18 protein-coding genes are annotated in these 22456 nt (G+C 72.7%); 8 read left to right on the forward strand and 10 right to left on the reverse strand.

What is annotated here, in order from left to right:
* Positions 1–11: 11 nt before the first annotated feature.
* Positions 12–1349, reverse strand: a complete 1338-nt coding sequence (locus WMF19_RS34780; protein WP_437894291.1) for a hypothetical protein — start codon at positions 1347–1349, stop codon at positions 12–14.
* A gap of 179 nt (positions 1350–1528) precedes the next feature.
* Between WMF19_RS34780 and WMF19_RS34785 the strand changes: the two genes are divergently transcribed.
* A complete protein-coding gene (locus WMF19_RS34785; RefSeq protein ID WP_437894292.1) occupies positions 1529–2467 on the forward strand; it encodes a LysR family transcriptional regulator in 939 nt (312 codons plus the stop codon).
* 38 nt (positions 2468–2505) lie between these two features.
* Here WMF19_RS34785 and WMF19_RS34790 read toward each other — a convergent pair whose 3' ends face one another.
* The 5 genes from WMF19_RS34790 to pilM all read right to left on the reverse strand — a co-directional run bounded on the left by WMF19_RS34790 (position 2506) and on the right by pilM (position 7906).
* Positions 2506–4830, reverse strand: a complete 2325-nt coding sequence (locus WMF19_RS34790) for a type IV pilus secretin PilQ (RefSeq protein ID WP_437894293.1) — start codon at positions 4828–4830, stop codon at positions 2506–2508.
* Between the two features lie 88 nt (positions 4831–4918).
* Positions 4919–5572 carry a pilus assembly protein PilP gene (locus WMF19_RS34795; RefSeq protein ID WP_437894294.1) on the reverse strand — a complete coding sequence of 218 codons (654 nt, stop codon included), beginning with the start codon at positions 5570–5572 and terminating at the stop codon, positions 4919–4921.
* Entirely contained in the window at positions 5569–6204 is a 636-nt protein-coding gene (locus tag WMF19_RS34800) for a type 4a pilus biogenesis protein PilO (RefSeq protein WP_272095126.1), read from the reverse strand. The genes WMF19_RS34795 and WMF19_RS34800 overlap by 4 nt, the downstream gene beginning before the upstream one ends.
* Positions 6204–6848: a PilN domain-containing protein gene (locus WMF19_RS34805; RefSeq protein WP_437894295.1), complete on the reverse strand. Its 645-nt coding sequence runs from the start codon at positions 6846–6848 to the stop codon at positions 6204–6206. The genes WMF19_RS34800 and WMF19_RS34805 overlap by 1 nt, the downstream gene beginning before the upstream one ends.
* On the reverse strand, positions 6845–7906 hold the full coding sequence (pilM, locus tag WMF19_RS34810) for a type IV pilus assembly protein PilM (RefSeq protein ID WP_012238809.1): 1062 nt from the start codon (positions 7904–7906) through the stop codon (positions 6845–6847). The genes WMF19_RS34805 and pilM overlap by 4 nt, the downstream gene beginning before the upstream one ends.
* A 431-nt stretch (positions 7907–8337) precedes the next feature.
* Between pilM and WMF19_RS34815 the strand changes: the two genes are divergently transcribed.
* Both WMF19_RS34815 and WMF19_RS34820 read left to right on the forward strand, forming a co-directional pair.
* Positions 8338–9399, forward strand: coding sequence for a DUF882 domain-containing protein (locus tag WMF19_RS34815; RefSeq protein ID WP_437894296.1), 1062 nt, complete (start codon positions 8338–8340; stop codon positions 9397–9399).
* 152 nt (positions 9400–9551) lie between these two features.
* Entirely contained in the window at positions 9552–10505 is a 954-nt protein-coding gene (locus tag WMF19_RS34820) for a sigma-70 family RNA polymerase sigma factor (protein ID WP_437894297.1), read from the forward strand.
* A gap of 13 nt (positions 10506–10518) precedes the next feature.
* Here the strand turns inward: WMF19_RS34820 and WMF19_RS34825 are convergent, their stop codons facing one another.
* Complete coding sequence (locus WMF19_RS34825) at positions 10519–13239, reverse strand: hypothetical protein (protein WP_437894298.1); 2721 nt, start codon at positions 13237–13239, stop codon at positions 10519–10521.
* Positions 13236–14618, reverse strand: a complete 1383-nt coding sequence (locus WMF19_RS34830; protein WP_437894299.1) for a 3-keto-5-aminohexanoate cleavage protein — start codon at positions 14616–14618, stop codon at positions 13236–13238. The genes WMF19_RS34825 and WMF19_RS34830 overlap by 4 nt, the downstream gene beginning before the upstream one ends.
* A gap of 58 nt (positions 14619–14676) precedes the next feature.
* On the opposite strand from WMF19_RS34830, the gene uppS reads away from it, so the two are divergent.
* The 3 genes from uppS to WMF19_RS34845 all read left to right on the forward strand — a co-directional run bounded on the left by uppS (position 14677) and on the right by WMF19_RS34845 (position 17935).
* On the forward strand, positions 14677–15534 hold the full coding sequence (gene uppS / locus WMF19_RS34835) for a polyprenyl diphosphate synthase (protein ID WP_437894300.1): 858 nt from the start codon (positions 14677–14679) through the stop codon (positions 15532–15534).
* A gap of 2 nt (positions 15535–15536) precedes the next feature.
* The gene (locus WMF19_RS34840; RefSeq protein ID WP_437894301.1) at positions 15537–16358 is read left to right on the forward strand and encodes a phosphatidate cytidylyltransferase; all 822 of its coding nucleotides are present in this window, start codon (positions 15537–15539) and stop codon (positions 16356–16358) included.
* A 251-nt stretch (positions 16359–16609) separates the two neighbouring features.
* Positions 16610–17935 carry a Glu/Leu/Phe/Val family dehydrogenase gene (locus tag WMF19_RS34845; RefSeq protein ID WP_272095135.1) on the forward strand — a complete coding sequence of 442 codons (1326 nt, stop codon included), beginning with the start codon at positions 16610–16612 and terminating at the stop codon, positions 17933–17935.
* Between the two features lie 10 nt (positions 17936–17945).
* Here WMF19_RS34845 and WMF19_RS34850 read toward each other — a convergent pair whose 3' ends face one another.
* A complete protein-coding gene (locus tag WMF19_RS34850; protein WP_437894302.1) occupies positions 17946–18635 on the reverse strand; it encodes a sigma-70 family RNA polymerase sigma factor in 690 nt (229 codons plus the stop codon).
* Complete coding sequence (locus tag WMF19_RS34855) at positions 18632–18934, reverse strand: hypothetical protein (protein ID WP_437894303.1); 303 nt, start codon at positions 18932–18934, stop codon at positions 18632–18634. The genes WMF19_RS34850 and WMF19_RS34855 overlap by 4 nt, the downstream gene beginning before the upstream one ends.
* A 402-nt stretch (positions 18935–19336) precedes the next feature.
* Between WMF19_RS34855 and WMF19_RS34860 the strand changes: the two genes are divergently transcribed.
* Together WMF19_RS34860 and WMF19_RS34865 are read left to right on the forward strand one after the other, a co-directional pair.
* Complete coding sequence (locus WMF19_RS34860) at positions 19337–21511, forward strand: protein kinase domain-containing protein (RefSeq protein WP_437894304.1); 2175 nt, start codon at positions 19337–19339, stop codon at positions 21509–21511.
* Positions 21512–22405, forward strand: a complete 894-nt coding sequence (locus tag WMF19_RS34865; RefSeq protein WP_437894305.1) for a hypothetical protein — start codon at positions 21512–21514, stop codon at positions 22403–22405.
* Positions 22406–22456: the final 51 nt, after the last annotated feature.

Here is a 22456-nt window from a genome sequence, read left to right on the forward strand (position 1 = left end):
GACGAGAGCCCTTATACCGCGGCCCCGACCGGCGACGCGGGCTCTCCGAGCAGCTCGGCGCGGAGCGCGCCAGGCATCGCTTCCACCTCGTCCGGGCGGAGCAGCCCGTCGCCGTGGATGATCGACGCGGAGAGGCGACCGCCGAAGCGGCTGAAGATCACCTGGAAGCCGGGCGGCGCGACGACCGCGGGCAGCGGGTACGCCGAGCGCACAGGGAGCCCCGCGAACCGCTCCACCGTCACCGCGCCGGGGTTCGAGACGATCAGCGAGGCGAGCTCTCCCTGGAAGGGCTGATCCCCAAGCCAGCGGTAGATCGGGCCGGGGAGCCAGCGGGCCAGATCGAGCGCGGCGATCATGGCGAGATCGAGCCTGTCGCGCACCACGGCGCGCTGCTGCTCGGCCAAGCGGGCCACCGCGCGCGCGTCGTCGTAGAGCTCGTCACGGCCGAGCGAGAGCAGGGCCATCGTGAGGTGATTGCCGAAGAGCCGCCGCGCGCCCCCCTTGGGGTCGAGCGAGAGGGGCAGCGGGATCACGTGGTGCGGCGGGGCGAAGCCGCGGGCCGCGAGCGCCCTGTCGGCGAGCCGCGTCGCCGCGATCAGCATGAGGCTCGTCTCGGCGAGCCGCGCTCGCTGGCGCGCCCGGAGATCGAAGGCGCGCGTCTCCTCCGCCGAGAGCGTGAGCCGGAGGACGCGAGAAGCTGAGGGCCGCACCCCAGGACAGGCGCGCGCGAGCGACAGGATGGGCGCGCGGCCGAGCGACAGCACGTGGGCCTTGTACGCGCGCGCCAGCGCGACCCGCTCGTCGCGGTCCATGGCAGCCAGCAGGCGCTCCGGCGCGTCGTGCCGCTCCTGCTGCGGCGGCGGGTCGTCGGGCGCGTCGCCGCTCCCGGAGCCCAGCCAGGCAACGAGCCGATCTGCGCCCCTGCCGTCCGTCAGCGCATGGTGGTGGCGAAGGACGACCGTGTCGCCGTCGCCCACCTCGCGCACGACGTCGAGCGCCCACGGCCGCTCGGCAGAGGTCCGGTCCGCGAGCAGCGCCTCGATGCGCGCCGCGCGCTCGCGCTCGCCCTCCACCTCGTGGAGGCGCAGCCCAGGGGCGCGCCGGTGGTGATCGACGACCCAGCGGGGCCGCCCCGCCCGCCCGAGCACGCTGTTGTCCAGCCGGAACCGGAGCTCGGGGAGCGCCCGGGTCGCGCGCTCGAGCCGCACCGCGAGCCGCGCCAGGTCGAGGCGACCGTCGAGCTCGAGGACGAACAGGCAGTGGTTGCCCGCCTGGCCGCGCGATCGCATGGCGCGATCGTTCATGAGGTGGAAGAAGTCGATCCCCCCGAGCAGAACGGGCGATGTCATGGTCTCCGCGAGGCGCCGCCGGTCAGGGACGAGCCGCGGGCGACCCTAGCAGCCACGCGGGCCGCACGACAGCGCCCGCAGGCGCAGGATCACGCATCGTCGCCACGTCCGCCGCGCGCCCGCGCAAGATAACGAAAGTATCCACAATGTGGATACTTTGTTCGTCATATATTCCTGGAGTGAATCTTTCGGCGATCGACGTCAACCTGGTGATCGCGCTCGACGCCTTGCTGCAGGAGCGCAGCGTGACGCTCGCGGCCCGCCGGGTGGGCCTCAGCCAGCCCGCCATGAGCCACGCGCTGACGCGGCTGCGTGAGCTCTTCTCCGACCCGCTGCTCGTCCGGGTCGGCCGGCAGATGGCGCTCACCTCGCGCGCCGAGGCGATCACGCCGCAGGTCACCGCGATCGTCCACGATCTCGCGGGCCTCTTCGGCGAGACGGCGCAGGCCTTCGACCCGGCGACGAGCGATCGCACCTTCCGGATCGCCGCCACGGAGTACGTGGAGCTCGTCCTCATGCCGCGGCTCAACGCGGCGCTCGCGCAGGGCGGACCGAGGCTCGCGCTCCACCTGCTCCCGCTCGACGGCCGCGCCGTCGACGCGCTCCGGAGCGGCGAGATCGATGTCGCGATCGGCGTCTTCCCGCAGGAGAGCCTCCCCTCCGACCTGCGCCGCGCGCCCCTCTTCGACGATCGCTTCGCGGGGCTCGCGCGCATGAGCCACCCAACGGCGCGCGGGCACGTCGATCTCCAGACCTACGCGGCCCTCCCGCACGTCGTCGTCCCCAGGGGCGGCGCCCACGACGGGGTCGCGGACGATCTCATCGCGGCGCGCGGGATCGCGCGCCACGAGGCCATGACGGTGCCGCACGTGTTCCTCGTGCCGCACGCCCTCACCGCGTCGGATCTCGTGGCCACCGTGGCCACGCGCCTCGGCAGGGCGTTCTCCAGCCTGGTGCCGCTCCGCACCTTCGACCTGCCGTTCGAGCTGCCGCCCATCGAGATCGCGATGGCGTGGAACAGCCGGACCGAGGGCGATCCCGCGCGGGCGTGGCTGCGCGGCGTCGTGACGGACACCGCCCCGACCCCGCGGGAGGCGGCCCGGCGCAAGCGCGTCTGATCGGGTCGAGGGCGCGGCGAGGCGCGCCGCGCCAGGGGCTAGCGGCCGAGCGCCTCGGCGCGGTTCACGATGCGCGGCGTGAGGAAGATGACGAGCTCGTTCCGCGTGTCGCTCGCGCGGCGCCGCTGGAAGAGGAGGCCGAGGACCGGGATGTCCCCGAAGAACGGCACCTGATCGAGGTTCCGGCCGGTGTTGCGGGTGAAGATCCCGCCGATCACCGCCGTGTGCCCGTCCATGATCAGGAGGTCGGTCTCCGCCTCGCGCTTCAGGATGGTGGGGTCGCCGCGGGCCGACGTCTGGTTGAAGTCGGGCTCGTCGCGGTTGATCTTCACGTGCATCGCGACGCTGCCGTCCGACGTGACGTGCGGCTTGACGAGCAGCTGGAGCTTGGCCTCCTGGAAGGTCGTCTGCACGCCCTGCGCGCTGATCTGCGAGAACGGGATCAGCGTCCCCTGGCTGATCCGCGCCTCCCGGTTGTCGAGCGTGAGGATGCGCGGGCTGGAGACGACCCGCAGCATGCCGCTCGCCTCGGCCGCCGAGAGGCGGACGCCGAGGTTGACGGTGTTGTTGATCGAGCCGAGCGTGAAGCCGAGCGCTCCGCCCTGCCCGGCGCCCACGATGGCCGGCAGGTTCACCGCGAAGTTCGGGTTCGAGACCTGGCTCGCGAACGGCGAGAGGCCGCCGGTCGGGCTGTTCGAGTCGGTCGCGCCGCCGGCGATGCCGATCGCCGAGGGGAAGACGAGCCCCGTCGGGTTGCCGGTCGCCGCGCTGAACGTCCCGTCGCCGCCCCACTGGATGCCGATGTCGCGCACGTAGCGGCTCGTCGCCTCCACCACGCGCGCCTCGATCAGCACCTGCGGCGTCTGCGTGTCGAGCGAGCGGACCAGCTCCTCGATCTGGTTCAGGTTCCCCGCGACGTCGCGCGCGATGAGCACGTTGGTCCGCTCGTCGACCGCCAGGGAGCCGCGCGGCGAGAGCATGTCCTTCGAGCGGTCCTGGAGGTCCTTGGCGTCCGCGTAGTTGATCGGGATGAGCCGCGTCTCGAGCGGCGCGAGCTGGAGCTCGCTCTTGCGCCGCGCGATCGCGAGCTCCCGCTCCTTGTTGAGATCGGCGATCGGGGCGACGCGGATCATGTTGCCCTGCCGGACGACGCCGAGGCCCTTGGCCTGGAGCACCGTCTCGAGCGCCTGGTCCCACGGGACGTTGCGCATCCGGATGGTGACCGTGCCGGTCACGTTGTCGGCGGTCACGATGTTGACCCGCCCCACGTCGGAGATCAGCCGGAGGACGTTGTGGATGTCCGCGTCCTTCAGGTCGAGGTCGATGCGCCGCCCCGTGAACCGCCGCTGCTGCCCGGCGATCGCGGGCATGAAGGCGCCGGCCTGGTCGGGCTCGACGAGCGACTCCTGGCTGCTCGCCGCGCCCTCGAACGAGGTCTCCACCTTCGGCGCCGCGTCGTCGAGGAGCGCCTCGCGCGCCACCGTGCGGGTCCGCCTCGCCGCGCCGCCGTCGGCGGCGATCCCCGAGAGCGTCGTGGGCAGCGCGCCCTTCGCGACGCTCAGCACGAGCGCGTTGCCCTCGCGCGCGACGACGCCCGAGGCGCCCGCGGCCTGCTCGACCTCGACGACGACCCTGGAGCCGTCGCTGTTGCGCCGGAACGTCGAGATGGCCCGCACCGGGCCGCCGAAGGCGCCGACGTCGAGCTTGCGCTGGAGGGCGTCGGGGAGCCGGACGCCGCTGAGCTCGATGACGCGGCGCCCCCCCTTGCCCGTCGACTCGCGGTAGCTCGGGATCGACGAGAGCTCGATGACGACCCGATCGAGCGTCGGCTGGTGCTCGAAGCGCACGTCGGTGATCGCCGCCGGCTCGCGCGCCGGCGCCGCCGCCGCGGGGCCGGCCGGGGCCCGCGCCGCCATCGGCGCCGTCGCGTCGGCGGCGGCGAGCTCGATCACGAGCGCGCCCTGCTCGGCGCGGATCCGGTAGGCAGCCGGGCGCGCGAGCTGCACGAGCACCCGCGTCGTCCGCTGCGTCGCCTTGCCGAACCCCTGCGTCATCACCCCGGCCACGATCGCGTTGCCGCTCGTGATCGCGCCGGACGCCCCGCCATCCACGGCGCCCTCGAGGTCGACGAGGAGCCGCTTGCCGCCGTCCGCGACCCGCGCCGAGAAGCGCGGCTCGCCGCTCGTCGCGACCACGATCTCGGCCTTGCCCTCGTCCGGCGCCGTGAGCCTCACGTCGCTGACCTTGATCGGGGCGGCGGCGTCTGCGTCTCCCGCAGGAGCGCCGAGGATCAACATCACCCCGAGTGCCGCAGCACGGCGAAGCGCGCCCCGCCTCGGGCGATAGTCTCGATTGCTCTTCATTGCACTCCCGCTTCGCGGTGACGCGAGATCTGCGTCACGCTGCCGGGAGGCTACTTCGGGTGCCCGGCGCGGGCCCAATTCGTGGCGGTCACGGGGCGCCGAGGCCCGACCCGTTCTCCTCGCCGAGCGGCCTCAGCGCGATCACGCGCGTGGTCGGCGGGATCTCCGGGTGCGACGGGTCCTCGCGGATGAAGACGACGTCCGAGTCGCGGATCCGATCGATGCGCCAGTTCACGGCCACGTCGACGCCCGTGGGGCCGCCGGCGTGCACGATCTCGGCCTTGCCGACGAAATCGCCCACCTTCACCACCCACCCGAGCCCCGTGGGATCGGTGAGCAGCGCGCGGGCGGGCGCGCGCGAGACGACGCCGACCAGCCTGAGCTCGTCGAGCGCAAAGCGATCCACGAGGACCTGGCGCTGGATCGTCACCCGACCCCGGGCCTGCGTCGCGAAGAGCGACTCGAAGCTCCGGAACGGGTCGCGGCTCCGGTCGCTCTCGGAGAAGTCGGCCTCCTGGAACTCCCGGAGCGGCAGCGGCGGCAGCTCCGGCGCGCCGGCGTCCGCGGCCGCGGACGCGGCGCCGGCCGCGGGCGCGCGCGGCGGCGAGGCCGAGGCCTGCGCCCCGGCAGGGCGCGCCTGGGTGGACGAGGTCACCGGCTCTTCCTCCCCGCACCCGGCGATCGCGAGGGCCGCGGCGGTGGTCGCCCCGAGGGCGAGCAGCAGCATCCGGCCAGGCGTCACCGGACACCTCCGCTGCGCCGCTTCACGCCGCTCGTCGCGGTCTCCCCGGCGCGCACGGCGCGGAACGCGGTCGCGAGGCACTCCACCTTGATCTCCACGTCGGTCCCCACGACCTTCGGCTCCTTGATCTGGACCTCCTCGAGGTTGATGATGCGATCCAGCTGCCCCACGCCGTGGAAGAACTTCGCCACCTGGTGGAACTTGCCGGAGAGCGTCAGCTGCATCGGCACCTTGGAGAAGAACTCCTGCGGGATCTCCTCGGTGGGGCTCCATGACGTCAGGTTGACGCCGGAGACGGTCGCGACGCCCTGGATGGCGGAGAGGAAGGCCGGCGTCTCGGACTCGTCCGGGAGGATCTTCTTCTGCTCGCGGCTCATCTGCTCGCGGCGGGTCTTCTCGTCGAGGTCCTTCTGGTAAGCGGCCTTCGACGCCTGCGCCTTGGTGAGCTCCGCCTGGAGCACGCCCTGCTTCTGCACGGCGCCCTCGATCTGCGAGTCGACGTCGGCGTAGAAGCCGACGAAGTACAGGATGCCGACGAGCGCCGCGAAGAGCGCGCCGACGCCGAGCTTGGCGAGCGGCGGCAGCCGGTCGAGCGCCGAGCCGGCCTGCGCGGGCATGGGCTTCGTGGCCATCAGTACCTCACCTTCAGCTGCAGCGCGAACGAGACGAGCTCGAGCCGCGACTCCTTCTCGTTCTCCTTCTTCCCCGGGAGCAGCTGCACGTCGTAGAAGTACGAGGACAGCTTCAGCCGCTGGGCGAGCTCGTAGACGTCGGTGCCGTCGCGCGCGAGCCCCTCGACGCGCACGATCCGCTCGGACTCGACGTAGCTCGTGAGCCACAGCCGGCGGCTGTCCCAGGAGGGGTTGTAGACGGCGAGCGGGTTCTCCTTGCGGAGCTGCGCGAGCTTGTCCGGGTCGGCGGTCGGCCCCTTGCCGTTCGTGAGCAGCTGCGCGAGCTCGAGGAGCACCGCGGTCGGCCCGCTGCGCGCGGCCTGGAGCTTCGCGATCGCGTCCTCGCGCGCGCGCAGCACCTCGAGCGCCTTCTTGATCTCCTCGTGGTTCGCGACGAGCGTGCGGATGTCCTGGATCTGGCTCTGGAGCAGCGAGTTCTTCCGGTTCTGCTCCTCGAGCTCCTCCACCTTCGTCTGGTGGAAGAGGAAGAGCGCGACGATCTCGAGGATCACGACGCCGAGCGTGACGAGCAGCCACCGCTGGCTCGCCTGGGGCGCGGCCCCGCGCGTGCCGCGCCGCTGCGGGAGAAGGTTGACGCGAATCACGAGCGCTTCTCCCGGTCCTTGCGCATCGCGAGCCCGAGCGAGACGCAGAACTGCGCCGCCCGGAGCCGGAGCAGCTCCTGGTTGACTTCCTTCGCTTCCACGGTGATGCGCTCCATCGGCTGGATCAGCTCGACGGCCACCCGGGCGCGCCGCCCGATCGCGGCGGGCAGCGCCGGCAGGTTCGACGAGCCGCCGGTCAGGTAGATGCGGTGCATGTCGCCCTCACCGCTCGTGGCCAGGAAGAAGTCGAGCGAGCGCTGGATCTCCCCCGCGATGGAGTCGCACACCTGCTCGATGGTCTCGATGACCTGCGCGGGCACGCCGCCCGGCCCCGAGGTCACGCTGGCGCACTTGAACTCCTCGGCCTGCTCGAAGCTGATGCCGAGCTTCCGCTGGATCTGCTCGGTGATGTAGTTGCCGCCGTTGCCGATGTCGCGGGTGAACGCGCTCGCCCCGCGCGACACGATATTGATCGAGGCGAGGCTCGCGCCGACGTTGATGATGGCGAACGTCTGGTCCGGCGGGATGCCGCGGTTCACCTCGAACAGGTTCTGGACGGTGAACGCGTCGATGTCGACCACCATGGGCTTGAGCTTCGCCGTCCTGGCGATCTGGGTGTAGTCGTTGATCTCGTCGCGCTTCGCGGCGACGAGCAGGAGGTCCATCTGCCCGGCCTCGGGGCGCCGGCGCAGCACCTCGTAGTCGACGTGGACGTCCTTGATGTCGAAGGGGATGTGCTGCTCGGCCTCCCACTGGATCTGCTCGTCCAGCTCGGCGGCGGTCATGAGCGGCACCGTGATCTTGCGGATGATGACCGCCTGACCGCTGATGCTGAGCGCGATCTCGCGCTGGCGGATCTTGGCCTCGGAGAAGGCCCGGCCGAGCGCCTCCACGATGGCCTGCGCGTTCATCACGTGGCCGTCGACGATGGCCTGCGGCGCGAGCGGCGCGTAACCGAGCCGCACGAGGCCATAGCCTCTGCGACCTTCCTTGATCTGAGCGATCTTGATCGCGCTCGATCCGATATCGACCCCGATCAAGTTCTTGCCTTCCGACATCCCGTCCGTCCTGCTCCGCGCCCGCCGTGGTGAAGCAAGGGAAGCCCGGGCCGCGTTGCCCGGCTCCCGGGCGCCCGATCCCCTGTGATCGCCTCTGGTCGCTTCTGGCGAAGCTTCGCACCACCGGGGATCGCTGGGCAAAAAACCGCTTTACGCTCGCCTCCCGCCCGCCTATCGAAGTTCGACACGCGGTGCTGCGCCGCCGGTCGGGCCGGCGAGCGCGCGCCAGCCCAGGGTAGCACCGTCCGGGGCTCGGTCGTCGGGCACGGATGACGTCAGGTCAGAGTCCCCTCATGCATCCGGAGTTCTCCCGTTTCTGCGGCACCGGCCCCCGCGCCGGGGCCGCGATGGAGCCCACCTCTCGGTCGTCGCGGCCGTCGCGCCCATCGCGGCTGCGATGTGCGCTCGCCGCCCTCGCGGCGGCCTTTCTCTTGAGCGCCGCGCCCGGCACGGCGGTCGCCGAGGACGGCCAGCACACGGTCTACGCCGGCCAGACGCTCGGCAAGATCGCGAAGCGGTACCGCATCACGGTCGACGCGCTCCGCGAGGCGAACGGGCTCAAGCCTGGCCAGCGCATCCACCCGGGCCTCGTCCTCGTGATCCCGGAGCGGGGTGAGCCCGGCGCGCGCGGGCGGTCCACGCGCGCCACGCCCGGCCGGGCCGCCGCGCTGCGCGACGAGCGGGAGCGGAGCCGCGGCGCCAGCGCGAAGGAGCGCGACGCCGAGGCCGGTCCCCGAGGGAAGGGGTCGGCGAAGAGGGACGCGGCGAAGGCCGATCCCCGGTCGATGCCGCCGAACAAGCGCTATGCGCAGCGACCCAAGCGCCCCGGATGGGTCCGCCTGTCGCGAGGCGCCGAGCGGCTGGACCTCCAGCTGCTCACGCCGAAGGGGCGGCTCGTGCCCAAGGCCCTCCCCAAGCTCAGCCGGCTGATGCGCGCGTCCCCCACCGCCTCGATACCCATCGATCCCCGGCTCGCCACGCTGATAGCCATGGTGAGCGACCACTTCGGCGGCAGGACCCTCCGCGTCGTCAGCGGTTATCGCCCCTATTCCCCCACCCAGTACACCCCGCACTCCAACCACAACCACGGTCGCGCCGTCGATTTCATGGTCGAGGGCGTGCCCAACACCGTGGTCCGCGATTTCTGCCGGGGTTTCCGCAACGCAGGTGTCGGATATTATCCCAACTCTACGTTCGTTCACCTGGACGTCAGATCAGATAAAGTGTACTGGGTGGATTACTCGGGGCCTGGAGAGGCGCCGCGCTACGAGGGAGCGAAGGGTTCCGTCGCGGCCGATGAAGCGGCGCGCGACGTCCCTGTGTCCGCAGAAGAAGAGGTGTATGGGTCAGGCGAGCCCCGTGCCCCTCAGCCGCAACCCATGAATTCTACAGGGATAAACTCGGACACCGTGCGCAGCGGCAGCGAGACGGAGAAGGACGTGGGGTCAGGTTCACCCACCCTTGCTCCTGAAACTTCGCCTGCGAAAAGGTGAGCTGTCCCGCTCGCTGGCTATAATCCACACACTGAACATCCGCACCAGACACAATTGCACGGCTCTGCCTTGCACGCCGCGAGAGTTGTGGCACCAATCCACCTCACGTGCAGCAATCGACCCGACTGCAGCGGGAGGGGCACGCTCCTCCCATGTCGCTCCCCGCATGCTGTGACGGGGGCGAGTTGGTCCAGCCGGTCGCCCTGGGCGCGACGTGTCCGGTCGTTCCGTGTGAGCACGCGCTGATCGAGGCGCCTTCTGCCCTCGGCCTCGATGGAGCGCCGGGCATCGCGGTGCGGGAGGCGGGCGCGTCGCTCGCCCACGAGCTCTGGGAGTCCGCGGAGGTCGCGTCAAGGTGCGCGCACGACATTTGGGAATCCGTGGAGGCCACGTCTGCCTGCACCTACGAGGGTCCGTGGCAGTCGCTGGCGCCGGACGGCGAGCCGGACAGCGGCTCGCATAGCCCGCCGCGCTGTACCGACGCGGCCTGCCCGGGCGGGCCGCGCGACCACGAGCCGACGTGCACGCCGCTCCGCCCGGAGGTGCTGCAGGGGTACTTCCCGCTCGTCCGCAAGCTGGTGCGGCAGGTGTCGCGCCACCTGCCGCCCAACGTGCAGCGCGACGACCTGCTCAGCGCGGGGATGCTCGGGCTCGTCGACTCGATCCGCAAGAACGGCGGGAGCGACGGCGAGACGTTCGCCGGCTACGCGAAGCTCCGGATCCGCGGCGCGATCGTCGATGAGCTCCGCGCTCAGGACTGGCTCTCGCGGCGCGCGCGCGAGGCGGTCGAGGCGGAGGCCGCCGGCAAGGTTGGCGGCGCGACCGTCTTCGTGAGCCTGAGCGAGGTGACGCCGACCGAGGAGTCGGTGCACATGTCCGGCGAAGACGATCCGATCGAGGCGATCTCGGCGCAGGCGACCCGGCGGGCGCTGTCCTTCGCGATCGCGCAGCTCCCGGAGCGGGAGCGGCGCGTGATCGGCATGTACTACTTCGAAGGGGCGAAGCTGAAGGACATCGGCGCAGAGCTCGGGATCGGCGAGCCCCGCGTCTCGCAGCTGCACACGCGCGCGCTCGGCATGCTGCGAGGCATGCTGTCCCACGCCTGACCGCCGCCCGCGCTCAGGGGGCGAGCCGGCGCGCCCGGCCGGGCATCGCGACGCCGACCGCGAAGAGCGCGGTCTCCTCGTAGGTCTGCTGCAGGGCGGGGTCGCCGGAGGCCCGGTGCACGAACGCGTTGCGGTGCGCGCCGCGATCCAGCGCGACCACGCGGGCGCAGCCGAGGTCGAGCAGCGCCTCGGTCGTCGCCTCGTCGCTGTCGAAGGTGGTCGTGGCCACGAGCAGCGTGCCGTCGTCGAGCACGCAGGCAGCGCTGCGGCGGCGCATGGTCCCTATCTCGCGCGCCTCCGGCCGCAGCCTGCCGTCGTCGGCGGTGAGCGGCAGCTCGGTCGCGTCCGCGCTCGGCGCGAGCGGGGCGCCGCCCGCCGGGCGGATCTCGATGCGGCCCTGGCGGACCAGCAGCAAGCCTCCCTCGCCGCGGAAGCGAAGGCCGACGGTGCCGCCCACGGCGAGCCCGCGCGGGCCCCGCCGCCGGCCGGTGCCGACGCCGATCGCCGCGAGGACCTGCTTCCGCTCGTCGGCCGGCACCTCGGCGTCGAGCTTCGGCGCGCTCCGCGGCGAGATCTCGCGCGAGCCGGCGCGGAGGCGGAACAGGAACCGGTCCGGAGCGAAGGCGTGGACGCGGACCTGCGCGCCGAGGTGCACTGTGTCGGCGGCGTACACGGCCGGGCTCCACGCCGGGGGCGGCTGCGCGCCGCCGTCCTCGGTCCAGCCGACGCTCTCGCCCGGCAGCGACAGGTCCGGCGGCGGGGGACCGTGCGTCCAGCGCGACTCGAAGAAGAGAAAGGGGCGCGGCGACGCGGCCGAGGCGTGCTCCGGCGGCGCGATCGACATCGCGGGCGAGAGGCGCTCGGCGGTCAAGATGCCGTCCTGCTGGGGGCTCAGGAAGGCGACGCCGAGGGGGTCCGGCGCCCTGCCCAGCGAGACGCCGGAGAGGCACCCGGCGCGCTCGAGCGCCGCCCGGAGCGCGGCCGCGTCGAGGGCGCTGCCCCACGCGTGGACAACGAAGCCGCGGTCGGTCATGCACAGCGCCGCGCGCTCGACGATCAGGTCGTCCCCGTCGTCGGGTGAGAGCGCCGCGCTGGCGGAGGCGCGCTCCGCGGGAGGGCCGGCGAGGATGGCGAGCGGGGCCGCAGCGCTCCCTGCCTCGAAGAGCGAAGGGCCCTGCCAGAGCGCCCAGGGGAAGCGCGTGGATCCCTCCGCGCGGGGCGCGCCGGGGCTCGAGGCCGCCGGGCGCTGCCAGAGCGCCCAGGGGACGCGCTCGACATCCCCGCCCGACGGCCATGCGCCGAAGTACGGCCGGCCCGAGAGGTCGACCCCCAGCGTCGCCGCGCCGTCGCGCGGGGGCACGATCGCGCGGCCGCCGACGACCATGCCGAGCGCCTCCGCCCCCGCGTGGGGCGCGCCGGGCTCGCGCGTGGAGGCGCCGAGGCCGATGGCGCCGCGAAGCGTCGACGCGTGGGGGAGCTGCCCCGTGCCGCGCGGGCCGACGGTCGGCCTGGGCGCCTCGTATCCCGCCTGCAAGGTGAACCGGATGTGCCGCGTGTCGATCGCGAGCAGGTGGACGCGCAGCTCCGGCCGCCGCGGATCGGGCCGGAGGGTCGTCGCGGCGAACGGGCTGGAGGGGCGCTGCGGATCGTCCTCGACGCCGGGGAGCGCGCGCGGGAGCGAGGGCGCCACCAGCTCCCAGGCGCCCTCCCCCGGGAGCGGGGGGTCGACCGCCGGCGCGACCGGCGGCGGCGGCCAGAGCGAGGGCCACCCCTCCGGCGCGGGCTCGGGCGACGCGGGGCCGCGGGTCACGTACGCGGCGGCCTGCGCGGCGCGGACCCTCGCCGTCGCGCGGTCCGCGGCGAGCGCGAGCCGCTCGACCGCAGCCGCCGCCGTCGGACCGAGCAGGCGCTCGGCGGACGGCCCGGCGAGCTCCCCGAGCGAGGGTACGCGGCGCGGGAGGTGGTGCGCGCGGGCGACGAACGGATCACGTCCGCCCGTGTCGACCTCGCCGGTGCTGGCGTTGAGCGCCGCCGGGACCGCCTCCGGCCCGAGCGCCATCACCAGGCCCTCGTCGACGAGGTCGAGCCGCGCCGACGCGGGCGGGTTGTCGAACGAGATCTCGGTGCGCGACGCGCCGTCAACGCTCCCGGTCTCGAGCCAGCCGTCGATCGCCGCGCGGAGCCGCTCGCCGAGGGGCCGCGCACCCGCGCGCCCATCGCCGCCAAGATCGAGCTGCGTGATCCCCTGCACGACGCCGAAGGCGGAGGTGGTCACCGCGACGCGGCTGCCGCGGGCGACGAGGCCGCGATCATCGCCGAGGGGCGTCCCGGTCAGGTTGCGCACGCCGTCCAGGCTCACCGGCCGGCCGGAGCGGGTGAGCCGCACGCGCGCGCGGTACAGGTCGGCGGCGCCGCGCCCGTCAGGGGCGCGCTCCGCATCGGGCCCGCGCTCCGCGTCGCCCGGGCGCGGGACGCGCGGGACGCCCAGAAACAGCACCCGGCGGCCCAGAAGCGCGTCGGACAAGAACCCGCCGCGCTCCTCCCAGACGAAGTCGTCCGGGCCGACGGCGCCGCCGATCGCCTCCCCGAGCATCCCGGCGATGGCGTCCGCGGTCCGCGCCGGCGGGGGCGGCGCCGAGAGCCGCGCGACGGCCCCGAGGAGAGCGATGCCGAGCGCGATCGGGAGCCGACCGCGCAGGTGATCGAGCCAGGGCGAGAGCGGTCGGTCCGTCATCCCTGCGCGCGCTCGCTCCCTCCGGAGGCCGCGCCGGCCTGGGCCGCCGCGGCGCGCGGGCGGATCCCGAGGAGCTGGCGCGCGCGGTCCGGCTCGACCACCTCGCGGCCGACGCTCCGCGCGAAGGCGGCGGCGCGCGCGACGAGCGGCGCGCTCCCCTCGGCGAGCACGCCCTTGTCCAGGTAGATGTTGTCCTCCAGCCCGACCCGCGCGTGCCCGCCGAGCTGCATGGCGAGCTCGGTCATCGGGCGCTGGTGGCGGCCGACGGCGGCGACGCCCCAGGTGGCGCCTTGCGGGATCTGGGTGATCATGAACCGGAGCACGTCCTCGCGCGCCGCGATGCCGCCGGGCACCCCCAGGACGAACTGGAAGTGGAGCGGCTCCGCGAGGAGCCCCTCGGCGACAAGGCTGAGCGCCTCATGGATATGGCCGACCTCATAGCACTCGAGCTCGGCGACGCTCCCCCCCGCGCGGATGCGGGCCGCCATGTCCCGGATGAGGGGCCGGGTATTGTCGAAGATCCCGTCGCCGAAGTTGATCGTGCCGCAGTTCAGGGTGGCCATCTCGGGGCTGCAGAGCAGCGGCTGGGCGCGCTCGTCGACGCCCATCCCGACGGCGCCCCCGGTCGACGTCTGGACGATGACGTCCGTCTTCTCGTGGATCGCGGCGATCGCCTCGGCGAACAGCGCGCGCGACTGGCTCGGCGACCCGTCCGGGTTCCTGACGTGCAGGTGGACCACCGAGGCGCCCGCGTCGCGACAGCGGGCGGCCTCGTCGGCGAGCTCGCGCGCCGTGATGGGGAGGTGCGGCGTCTGCGCCCGGGTCGTCTCCGCGCCGACGATCGCGGCCGTCAGGATGAGGGCGCTCTGCGGCGGCGTGACAAGGATCCGGGGGGGCGGCGTGATGATCGGCCGGGGCTCCGGGAGCTGCGCGTGGTCCGGGGGCGGCGCCGAGAGCGCCGGCAGGACGAGGCGCGGCCGACGCTGGAGCTCCTTCGGGACGACGCAGGTGCCGAGCGCCCGGCACACGATGATCGGCTCGGCCAGCGCGTCGGCCGCCGAGGGCGCCACCCCGGCTTCGCGGACGCTGGCGACGACCTTGCGCGCCTCGAACGCCATCGTGCGCGACGTGGCGCCGACCTTGGTGACCACCCCGGTCGCCTCGATGAAGTCGCCTGCTCTGACCGGGGCGAGGAACTCGACCGCCTCGTACGCGCGGAAGAGCCCCTCGTCGCCGTCGAGGCGGATCAGGAGCTCGGTGGCGACGTCGCCGAAGAGCGCGAGAATACGCGCTCCATCGCACAGCTCGCCCGCGTAATGTGCGTCGTGCGCGCCCATCCTGACGCGCAGCGTGACCGTGAGACCAACCCCTGTGCTCATGGGCGTGAAGACTCAACAGTCGACAGTCGGTAGTCAACAAGGGAAACTGCCCCCGCCGATGAACCTTGTAGAAGCCAGAAATCTCCCGCGCCACGTCGGAATCATCATGGATGGCAACGGTCGCTGGGCGGAGCTGCGCGGCGAGCCGCGCGAGGCCGGGCACAAGGCCGGCAGCGCCGCCGTGCGGCGGATCGTGCGCGTCTGCCGGAGGCTCGGCGTCGAGGCGCTGACCCTGTACGCGTTCAGCGAGCAGAACTGGGCGCGGCCCCAGAACGAGGTCGACGCGCTGATGGGGCTGCTGCGCGAGTACCTGATGAGCGAGCGCTGCGAGATCCTCGAGAACGACATCCGCCTTGTCGCGATCGGCGACATCAGCCGGCTCCCCGAGGGCGTGCGCGACGTGCTCGACCCGCTCCGGAAGGCGTCCGCGACGAACCGCCAGATGACGCTCGCGCTGGCGCTGTCCTACGGGGCGCGCGAGGAGATCGCCGCCGCGGCGCGCGAGCTCGCGATGGAGGCGGTCGCCGGCAGGCTCGATCCGGAGTCGATCGACGGGGAGCTGCTGGCCGCGCGGCTGCCGAGCCTGAGCGTGGGCGAGCCGGATCTCATCATCCGCACCGGCGGCGAGCAGCGGCTCTCCAACTTCCTGCTCTACGGGGCCGCGTACGCCGAGCTGTCGTTCACCGAGCGGCTGTGGCCCGACTTCACCGAGGACGACCTGTTCGCCGCCATCGCGGTTTACCAGCGGCGCGACGGCGCCGCCCCGCCCGCGCACGACGGGGAGGGCGGCTCCGGGGGCGAGCCGTCGTCCACGTCGCGCGCGGATGCGCTCGACGTGGAGCGGCCGTGGCGCGCGCGCGAGATCGCCGCGCCCGCCTCGCATGCTTCCCACGACGGCTCACGGACGGGGGTCTGAGATTGGCTGCTTCCAACCTCGCGATGCGGGTCACCACCGCGATCGTGGCCGCTCCCCTGCTCCTCTCGCTGCTCTACCTCGGCCCGAGCTGGGGCTGGGCGGCGCTCGTCGCGGCCGCCTCCGCCATCGGCGCGCTCGAGCTCTTCGCGATGACGCACGCGGACGACCGCGTGTCGCGGGCCATCGGCGTCGCGCTCACCCTCGCCGTCCTCGGCGTGATCTGGCGATTCAGCGGCTCGCCGGGCGCGCTGCTCGCGCTGATCTTCCTGCTCCCGTTCGTCGCGATGCTCATCACGCTGGTGCGCCTCGGCGAGATGCGCACCGCGGCGCTGCGCGTGCTGGCGATGACCTTCGGCCCGCTCTATGTCGGCGGCGGGCTCGGCGCGCTGGCGCTCCTCCGCCGCGACGCGGGCGCCGACGGCCCCTCGTTCGTGGTGCTGGCCCTGCTGCTCTCCTGGTTCTCCGACACAGGCGCCTATTTCGCCGGCCGCTTCCTCGGTCGGCGCAAGCTCTACGAGGCCGTGAGCCCGAAGAAGACCGTCGAGGGCGCGCTCGGCGGCCTGCTCTTCGCGGTGATCGGCGCGCTCCTTGCCCACTTCTGGTTCCTCCGATCGCTGCCGCTCGTGGACGCGGTCGCGCTCGCGATCGTCGCGGGCGGCCTCGGTCAGGCGGGAGACCTCGGGGAGTCCCTGTTCAAGCGCTCCTTCGGGATCAAGGACTCTGGCGGGATCGTCCCCGGCCACGGTGGCATCCTCGACCGCGTCGATGCCCTGCTCGTCACCGGGACCATCACCTATCTGTATGTCCTGTGGTCGAGGCCCTGAACGGCGCCGCGCGCCGCGCGTCGTGCGCGGTGCGCGGTTAGAAGACCGCGCATCCATCGATGCGCGACACCCACATCGCACGCACGCGCCGCCTCGCCGCCCGACGCAGCTTCCCCGCCGTCAACGCGGCGCCTCCTCGCACACTGGCGGCCTGACGCATCGCCCCGCCCGTCCGGAACCACGATGACGCATCGCATGGTTGCGCCCGACGTTGAACGGAAGGGCTCGGCGCACTAGAAAGTTACATAGCCATGGAAGAACAACTCAGTACCAAGAACACGACTCCGCCTGTGAGCGTCCCTGCTGTTCCGAGCCACAGGCACAAATACGAGTTCTTCAAAGTCGTCCAGGGTTATCTCGACGAGGCTGCCCGGCTGATCGAGCTGCCGGGTTACATCACCACGATCCTGAGCCAGCCGAAGAACGAGATCATCGTCAATTTCCCTGTACGGATGGATGACGGCAGCATCCGGCTCTTCAAGGGTTACAGGATCCAGCACAACAACCTCCTCGGGCCGTTCAAGGGGGGCATTCGATATCACGAGACGGTGTCGCTCGACGACCTCAAGGCGCTGGCCGCGATGATGACGTGGAAGTGCGCGCTCATGAACCTGCCGCTCGGCGGCGGAAAGGGGGGAATCAAGTTCAACCCGAACGAGGTGTCGCGCGCCGAGCTCCAGCGGATCACCCGCCGCTTCTTCCATGCGCTCGGCGGAAACATCGGCCCGGAGACGGACATCCCGGCTCCCGACATGGGCACCGACGCAAAGACCATGGCCTGGGCCATGGACACGTACATGAACACCGTCGGACAGCTCTTCAAGCAGGCGGTGAAGGGCGTCGTGACGGGCAAGCCGGTGGCGTCGGGCGGCACGTACGGTCGCGAGAAGGCGACGGGCCAGGGCGTCGTCCACTGCATCACCGAGTGGGCCGAGGACAACGACGTGAACCTCGGCGGCTCGACGCTGCTCGTGCAGGGCTTCGGCAACGTCGGCTCGAACACGGCCGTGCTCCTGTCGAAGCTCGGCGCCTCGACCGTCGCGGTCGGCGATCACACAGGGTATCTCTACAATCCGGAAGGGTTCAATCCGCACAAGCTGCAGGACTACGTGAAGAAGAACCGCTCGATCGCGGGCTACCCCGCCGGCAAGCCGATCAGCCGCGAGGAGTTCTTCCGGCTCAAGGCGGACATCTTCATCCCGGCGGCCCTGGAGAACCAGGTCGGCGTGGAGGAGGCGAGCTGGCTGCAGGTCCGCCTCGTGGCGGAGGGCGCGAACGGGCCGTGCACGCCCGAGGGGGAGAAGATCCTCCTGGAGCGCGGGATCCATATCCTGCCCGACGTCCTCGCCAACTCGGGCGGCGTCACGGTGAGCTACTACGAGTGGGTGCAGAACAAGCGCTCGGAGACATGGACGCTCGAGGAGGTCGACTCCCGGCTCGAGAAGGCGATGAAGCGGGCCTACCGCGAGGTGACCGAGATGGCGCGGCAGAAGAAGTGCACGCTGCGCCTCGCCGCCTATGCCGTGGCGCTGCAGCGGCTCGCCGCGGTGTATGGAGAGCGCGAGATCTTCCCCTGAGCTGTATACACTACTCCCCCTCCGCCGGCGGGGCCTCGCAGATCCCTTGCTGGCGGAGGGCTCGTCCTAACCGCTCGCGGAGCCGCTCATCGAGCCTCTGGGCGAATTTCTCGTGGACGCTGAGCTCCTCGCCGACCTTCGCCCAGGAGAGGTCGCTCCCGTATCGCAGCGCGATCAGGCGCCGCTCGCGCTCATCCACGCGATCGAGCGCCTGGACGAGCGCGTCCAGGGCCTCGGCGCGCACGAGCGCGTCGTGCGGCCCGGCGTCGAGGAGCTCCGGGCAGTCGCCCAGAAAACGGGCGACGGAGAGCGCTCGGCAGTAGCCCGAGAGCCGCTCACGCGTCGCGCTGTCGCTCTCGAACGGATCGCTGTCGAACCGGAGCGCGTCGGCGACGTCGTCCCCGGCGTCGACCCCGGCACGCGAGGGCGACGCCTCGCGAGCGATCCAGTCCCGCACGGCGCCGACGACCCGCTTCCATGCAAAGTGGAGGAGGGGCACGCCACGCGAGGCATCGAATCCGGAGAATGCCTCGACGAGCGCCTGGCAGGCGATCTGCTCGCACTCTTCGACGACGTCGTGCGCGCGCACCCCGTAGGTGCGCGCGACGGTGCGCGCGATGCGGCGCACCTCCGGGAGTGTGCGTGCGACGCGTGGATCGCGGCGCGGGTCCGGCACGCGCGGGGGCCGAGAGTCGCTCACCCGCGCCCTCCCCACATGCCTTTCGGCCACGCCAGAGCGCCGTCCTCGTCATCTCCGTCGCTCTCCTTCGGCACGGCGGCGCTCGCATCGAGGGCCGCTCGCCCGCGGAGCCGCTCGTACAGCGGGGCGGCCGAGGGGTGCGTCTTGATGAACACCGTGAGATAGCGCCGATAATCGAGGAGCTGCTCCGGTGAGAGCACCTTCGTGAAGGGAGCCAGGGCGTCTCGAAGGCACGTCTCGATCACCGGATCTTCGCCTTCATCAGCCAGCATGTCGTCCTGCGACGGGTCGCCTGTCATCGTGGCCCTCGTGCGCGCCGTCACGCGCGCTGCCTGGATGGCTACGGGGACGCGGTGCCCACCGTGTCCCTCCTTGAGATAAATCACTGGGTCGCGGCGGGTTCGGACAGAAAAAGTGGTCCCGGCGTGACGATTTCCCCCGGCGTCCGTGCGCCTCGCTCGCGCCGCTCCGCCCCAGCGCCAGAGCGGCAGGTAACCTATCGAAAGAATTGGACTTGCCGCGCGCCCGGCTCGACCCGTGCATTTTTTCTGTCTGAACCGAGGTCGAGGAGGTGAATTTCCATGTAGGAGCCCTTGCACCTGGAGCCCTCGCATGCGCGCCCGCTGTCGCCTCCCGCGACCTGCCTCCACAGTCAGGAGACCCCCTACGCCCTCTCGGCGCGCCCGCACGGAGGTCCGCGCATGAGCCTCCCTGCGCCGCTCCAGCCGGGCGACACCTTCCTTGAGTACCGCATCACCGATGTCGTCGATCGCGGCGGCATGGGCGAGGTGTACCGGGCCGTCGACGAGTACTCCGAGGATATCGTCGCGATCAAGTGCATGTCGCCGCGGCACCGGAGCCGTGAGGACTTCGCGCGGCGCTTCCGGCAGGAGTGCAAGTTCTACCCGAAGCTCCGGCACCCGCACATCGTGTCGATGCGGCGGGCCGGCGTTTCCCCGGACAACGTGGCGTTCATCGTCATGGAGTTTCTCGAGGGCAGGACGCTGCGGCGGCTGCTCACGAGGGCGTATCGCTTCGACTTCCTGAACGCGCTGTACATCATGCTCCAGGTCGCCGAGGCGATGCGGTTCGTCCATTCGAAGAAGATCTGGCACCGCGATCTCAAGCCCGAGAACATCATGATCGGCACGGAGGGCGACGCGCGGGGGCACGTGTGGCTGCTCGATTTCGGCATCGCCAAGTTCGCCGACGGGGGCCTGAACACCGACGACATGCCGGACGTGGGGACGATCCGGTACATGTCGCCGGAGCAGGTGAAGACGATCTACAGCCTGGCGAAGAAGATTCCGCACCAGAAGCCCGACAGCCGCGCCGACATCTACGCCTTCGGGGCGATCTTCTACGAGGTGCTGACGGGGACGCACCTGTTCATCAACGACGCGGATCCGCCGTCGGCCGAGGAGACGCTCGCGGGGCACCTCCTCGCCGAGCCGGTGCCGGTGCACGAGCTCGTCCCGGACTGCCCCGAGATCGTGTGGCCGCTCGTGGCCCGGTGCGTCGCCATCGACCGCAACGCGCGGTTCCAGACCTTCACGGAGGTGGAGAGCGCGCTTCGCGCGCTGGTGGACGAGTGTGTCCTGCAGCGGCGGGTGCCGCCGGCCCATGCGCTCGCGCAGCACCTCGCGCACGGGCGGTGGACGGTGGCGCGCCAGGCGGCGTTCTCCGCGGCCGATCTCGACCGATCGGACAGCTCGGGTGACGCCGGCGCGCGGCCGGCGAGCGAGGCGGAGGCGGCTGCGACGGCCAGCGCCGCCCGGCCGACCGGCGCCGAGGTGGCGGCTGTCGCGGCGCCGCCGGCCGCCACGCCGGCGGGCGCCGCCCACGCGACGGTGCCGCTCGATCCCCTTCGCCTCGTGCCGCTCGCGAGCGCGCTGCCGTTCGCACCGGCGAGCGGCAGCGCCTCGGGCGAGCTGCGCGGCAAGGGGTTCACGGAGCGGATGCCCACGACCCTGCCGCTGCCCGCGTGGCCGGCGCGCGCCCGATCCGAGCCTGACGTCGCGACGCAGGCGTTCGGCGCGCCTCCGGACGCGCTGCGCGCGAGTCACGAGAGCCTCCCGCCGCACCAGGAGGCGCCTGGGGCGGTAACGCCGCCGCCGGCGGCGCAGGCGTCGCCGTGGATGTCGGCGGCGGCGCCGCTGTCGCCTCCGGCTCCGGCACCGCGTTCCGAGGTAGACGAGCGGACGTCGCGCGCCGGTCCTGGCGCGTCTGCGGCGCCAGGACCGAGGCGCGTCCCCGGCGCGCTGTCGCGCTTCGCGACGGCCCCGACGCTCGGGATGGTGTTCGTCGCCCTGGCGGCGACGGGCGTCCTCGTCGCGCGCGGCATCGAGGCGGGATCGCCGGAGCAGCCTGCGCCCGCGCTCGCGAGCTCCGCGGCGGCGAGCCCGGCCGTGGTCGCCCCTGCGCCGGAGGCGCCCGCGGGCGCCGGCCAGCCGCCGGCCGCGCCGACGGCGACGGCCGCGGCGGAGGTCACGGCCGACGTCGCCGCGCGCGACGTCCCGCCGCCGGAACCTCCGGCGTCGTTCACGACCGCCGCGGCGCAGCTCGAGACGGCCGCGCCGCCCGCGGGAGCCGCGCCCCCGGCGGAAGCCGCGCCGGCTGCGAGCGCCGCGACGCCTGCGGCGGCTCCTTCACGGGCACCCGCGGCCCCGCACCGGAGCGCTCCGGCTGCGCCGTCGACCGGCCGCGCGTCGCGGCCGGCGCGGCCGTCGTCTCCGCGCGCTTCCGACGACGACGCGCTCTGGCCGGAGCGCCTCCTCGAAGATCCCGACGACTTCTACCCGATGCCGAAGAGCCCGCCGAGGCGCGCCCCCGTGAAGCACGCGCCGGCGCCGAAGCCGCACCCGAGGAGGCCGTAGATGGGCGCGAGGGACGACGACGACATCCGCAAGTACATGCCGGATCTGAAGACCATCGCGCGGACGGCGGATCCGGCGCTGGCGGAGGAGCGGTACCGGGAGGCGATCAACAACCCGGAGCTCGATCGGGCGCTCGACGATCTCCGGCAGGGGAACGAGCCTGGGCGGGCGCCGTTCGAGTTCCCGATGGTGGTCGCGCCGCCCAGGCAGGCGGAGGCGCCCGCGCCGGGGCCCGCTGCGCCGGTCGTGCCGGTCGCGCCCGTTGCGGCCGCGAAGGTCGCGGGAGGGCAGACCGGGGCGGGTCCTGCGCGAGGCGGTGCCGCGCGCGTTGACGTGGCAACCCCGGAGCGGCCCGCGGCGACGCCTCCGGGGGCGGCGCGGGGGTCCTCGCGAGACGCCGCGCCGCCGCTGCGGGACCGGCGGCGCGGCACGTCGCGCAGGCGCATCGCCGTTCTCCTGGCCGTCGCGGTGCTGGGCCCGCTGGCGACGCACCAGGTCTTCTCTCGGCTCAGGCGCTCCGAGGCACCGGTCGCCTCCGTGGCGCCCGTGGCTTCCTCGGGGGCGATGACGGCGTCTGGGCGGCCGAGCGCCGAGGCGGCGGCGGCGGCAGGCGCGAGCGCCGGAGCGCCGACGGCGGCGGAGCCAGGCACGCGCCCAGCGGCGCCGCCGGCCGTGGACGCAGGCGCGAGCGATGAGGCGTCGCCGCCGAAGACAGGCGCGAGCGACGAAGCGCCGTCGCCGAAGGCAGGTACGAGCGCCGAGGTGCCGCCGCAGAAGGCAGGCGCGAGCGCACGCCCTGCGGTCCCGGCGCCGCGCGCGCCGGCCGGGGCCCGCCCGCCTCCGGCGGAGGTCTCCCCGGCGCCTCCCGAGATCGCGGCGGATATCATGCACTGAACGGGACGGCGCAGGCCCGCCCCAGGACACTCATTCCGGTCTGGAGCTCTT

It is taken from the genome of Sorangium sp. So ce124 (genome assembly GCF_051525235.1).
Taxonomy (GTDB): domain Bacteria; phylum Myxococcota_A; class Polyangia; order Polyangiales; family Polyangiaceae; genus Sorangium; species Sorangium atrum.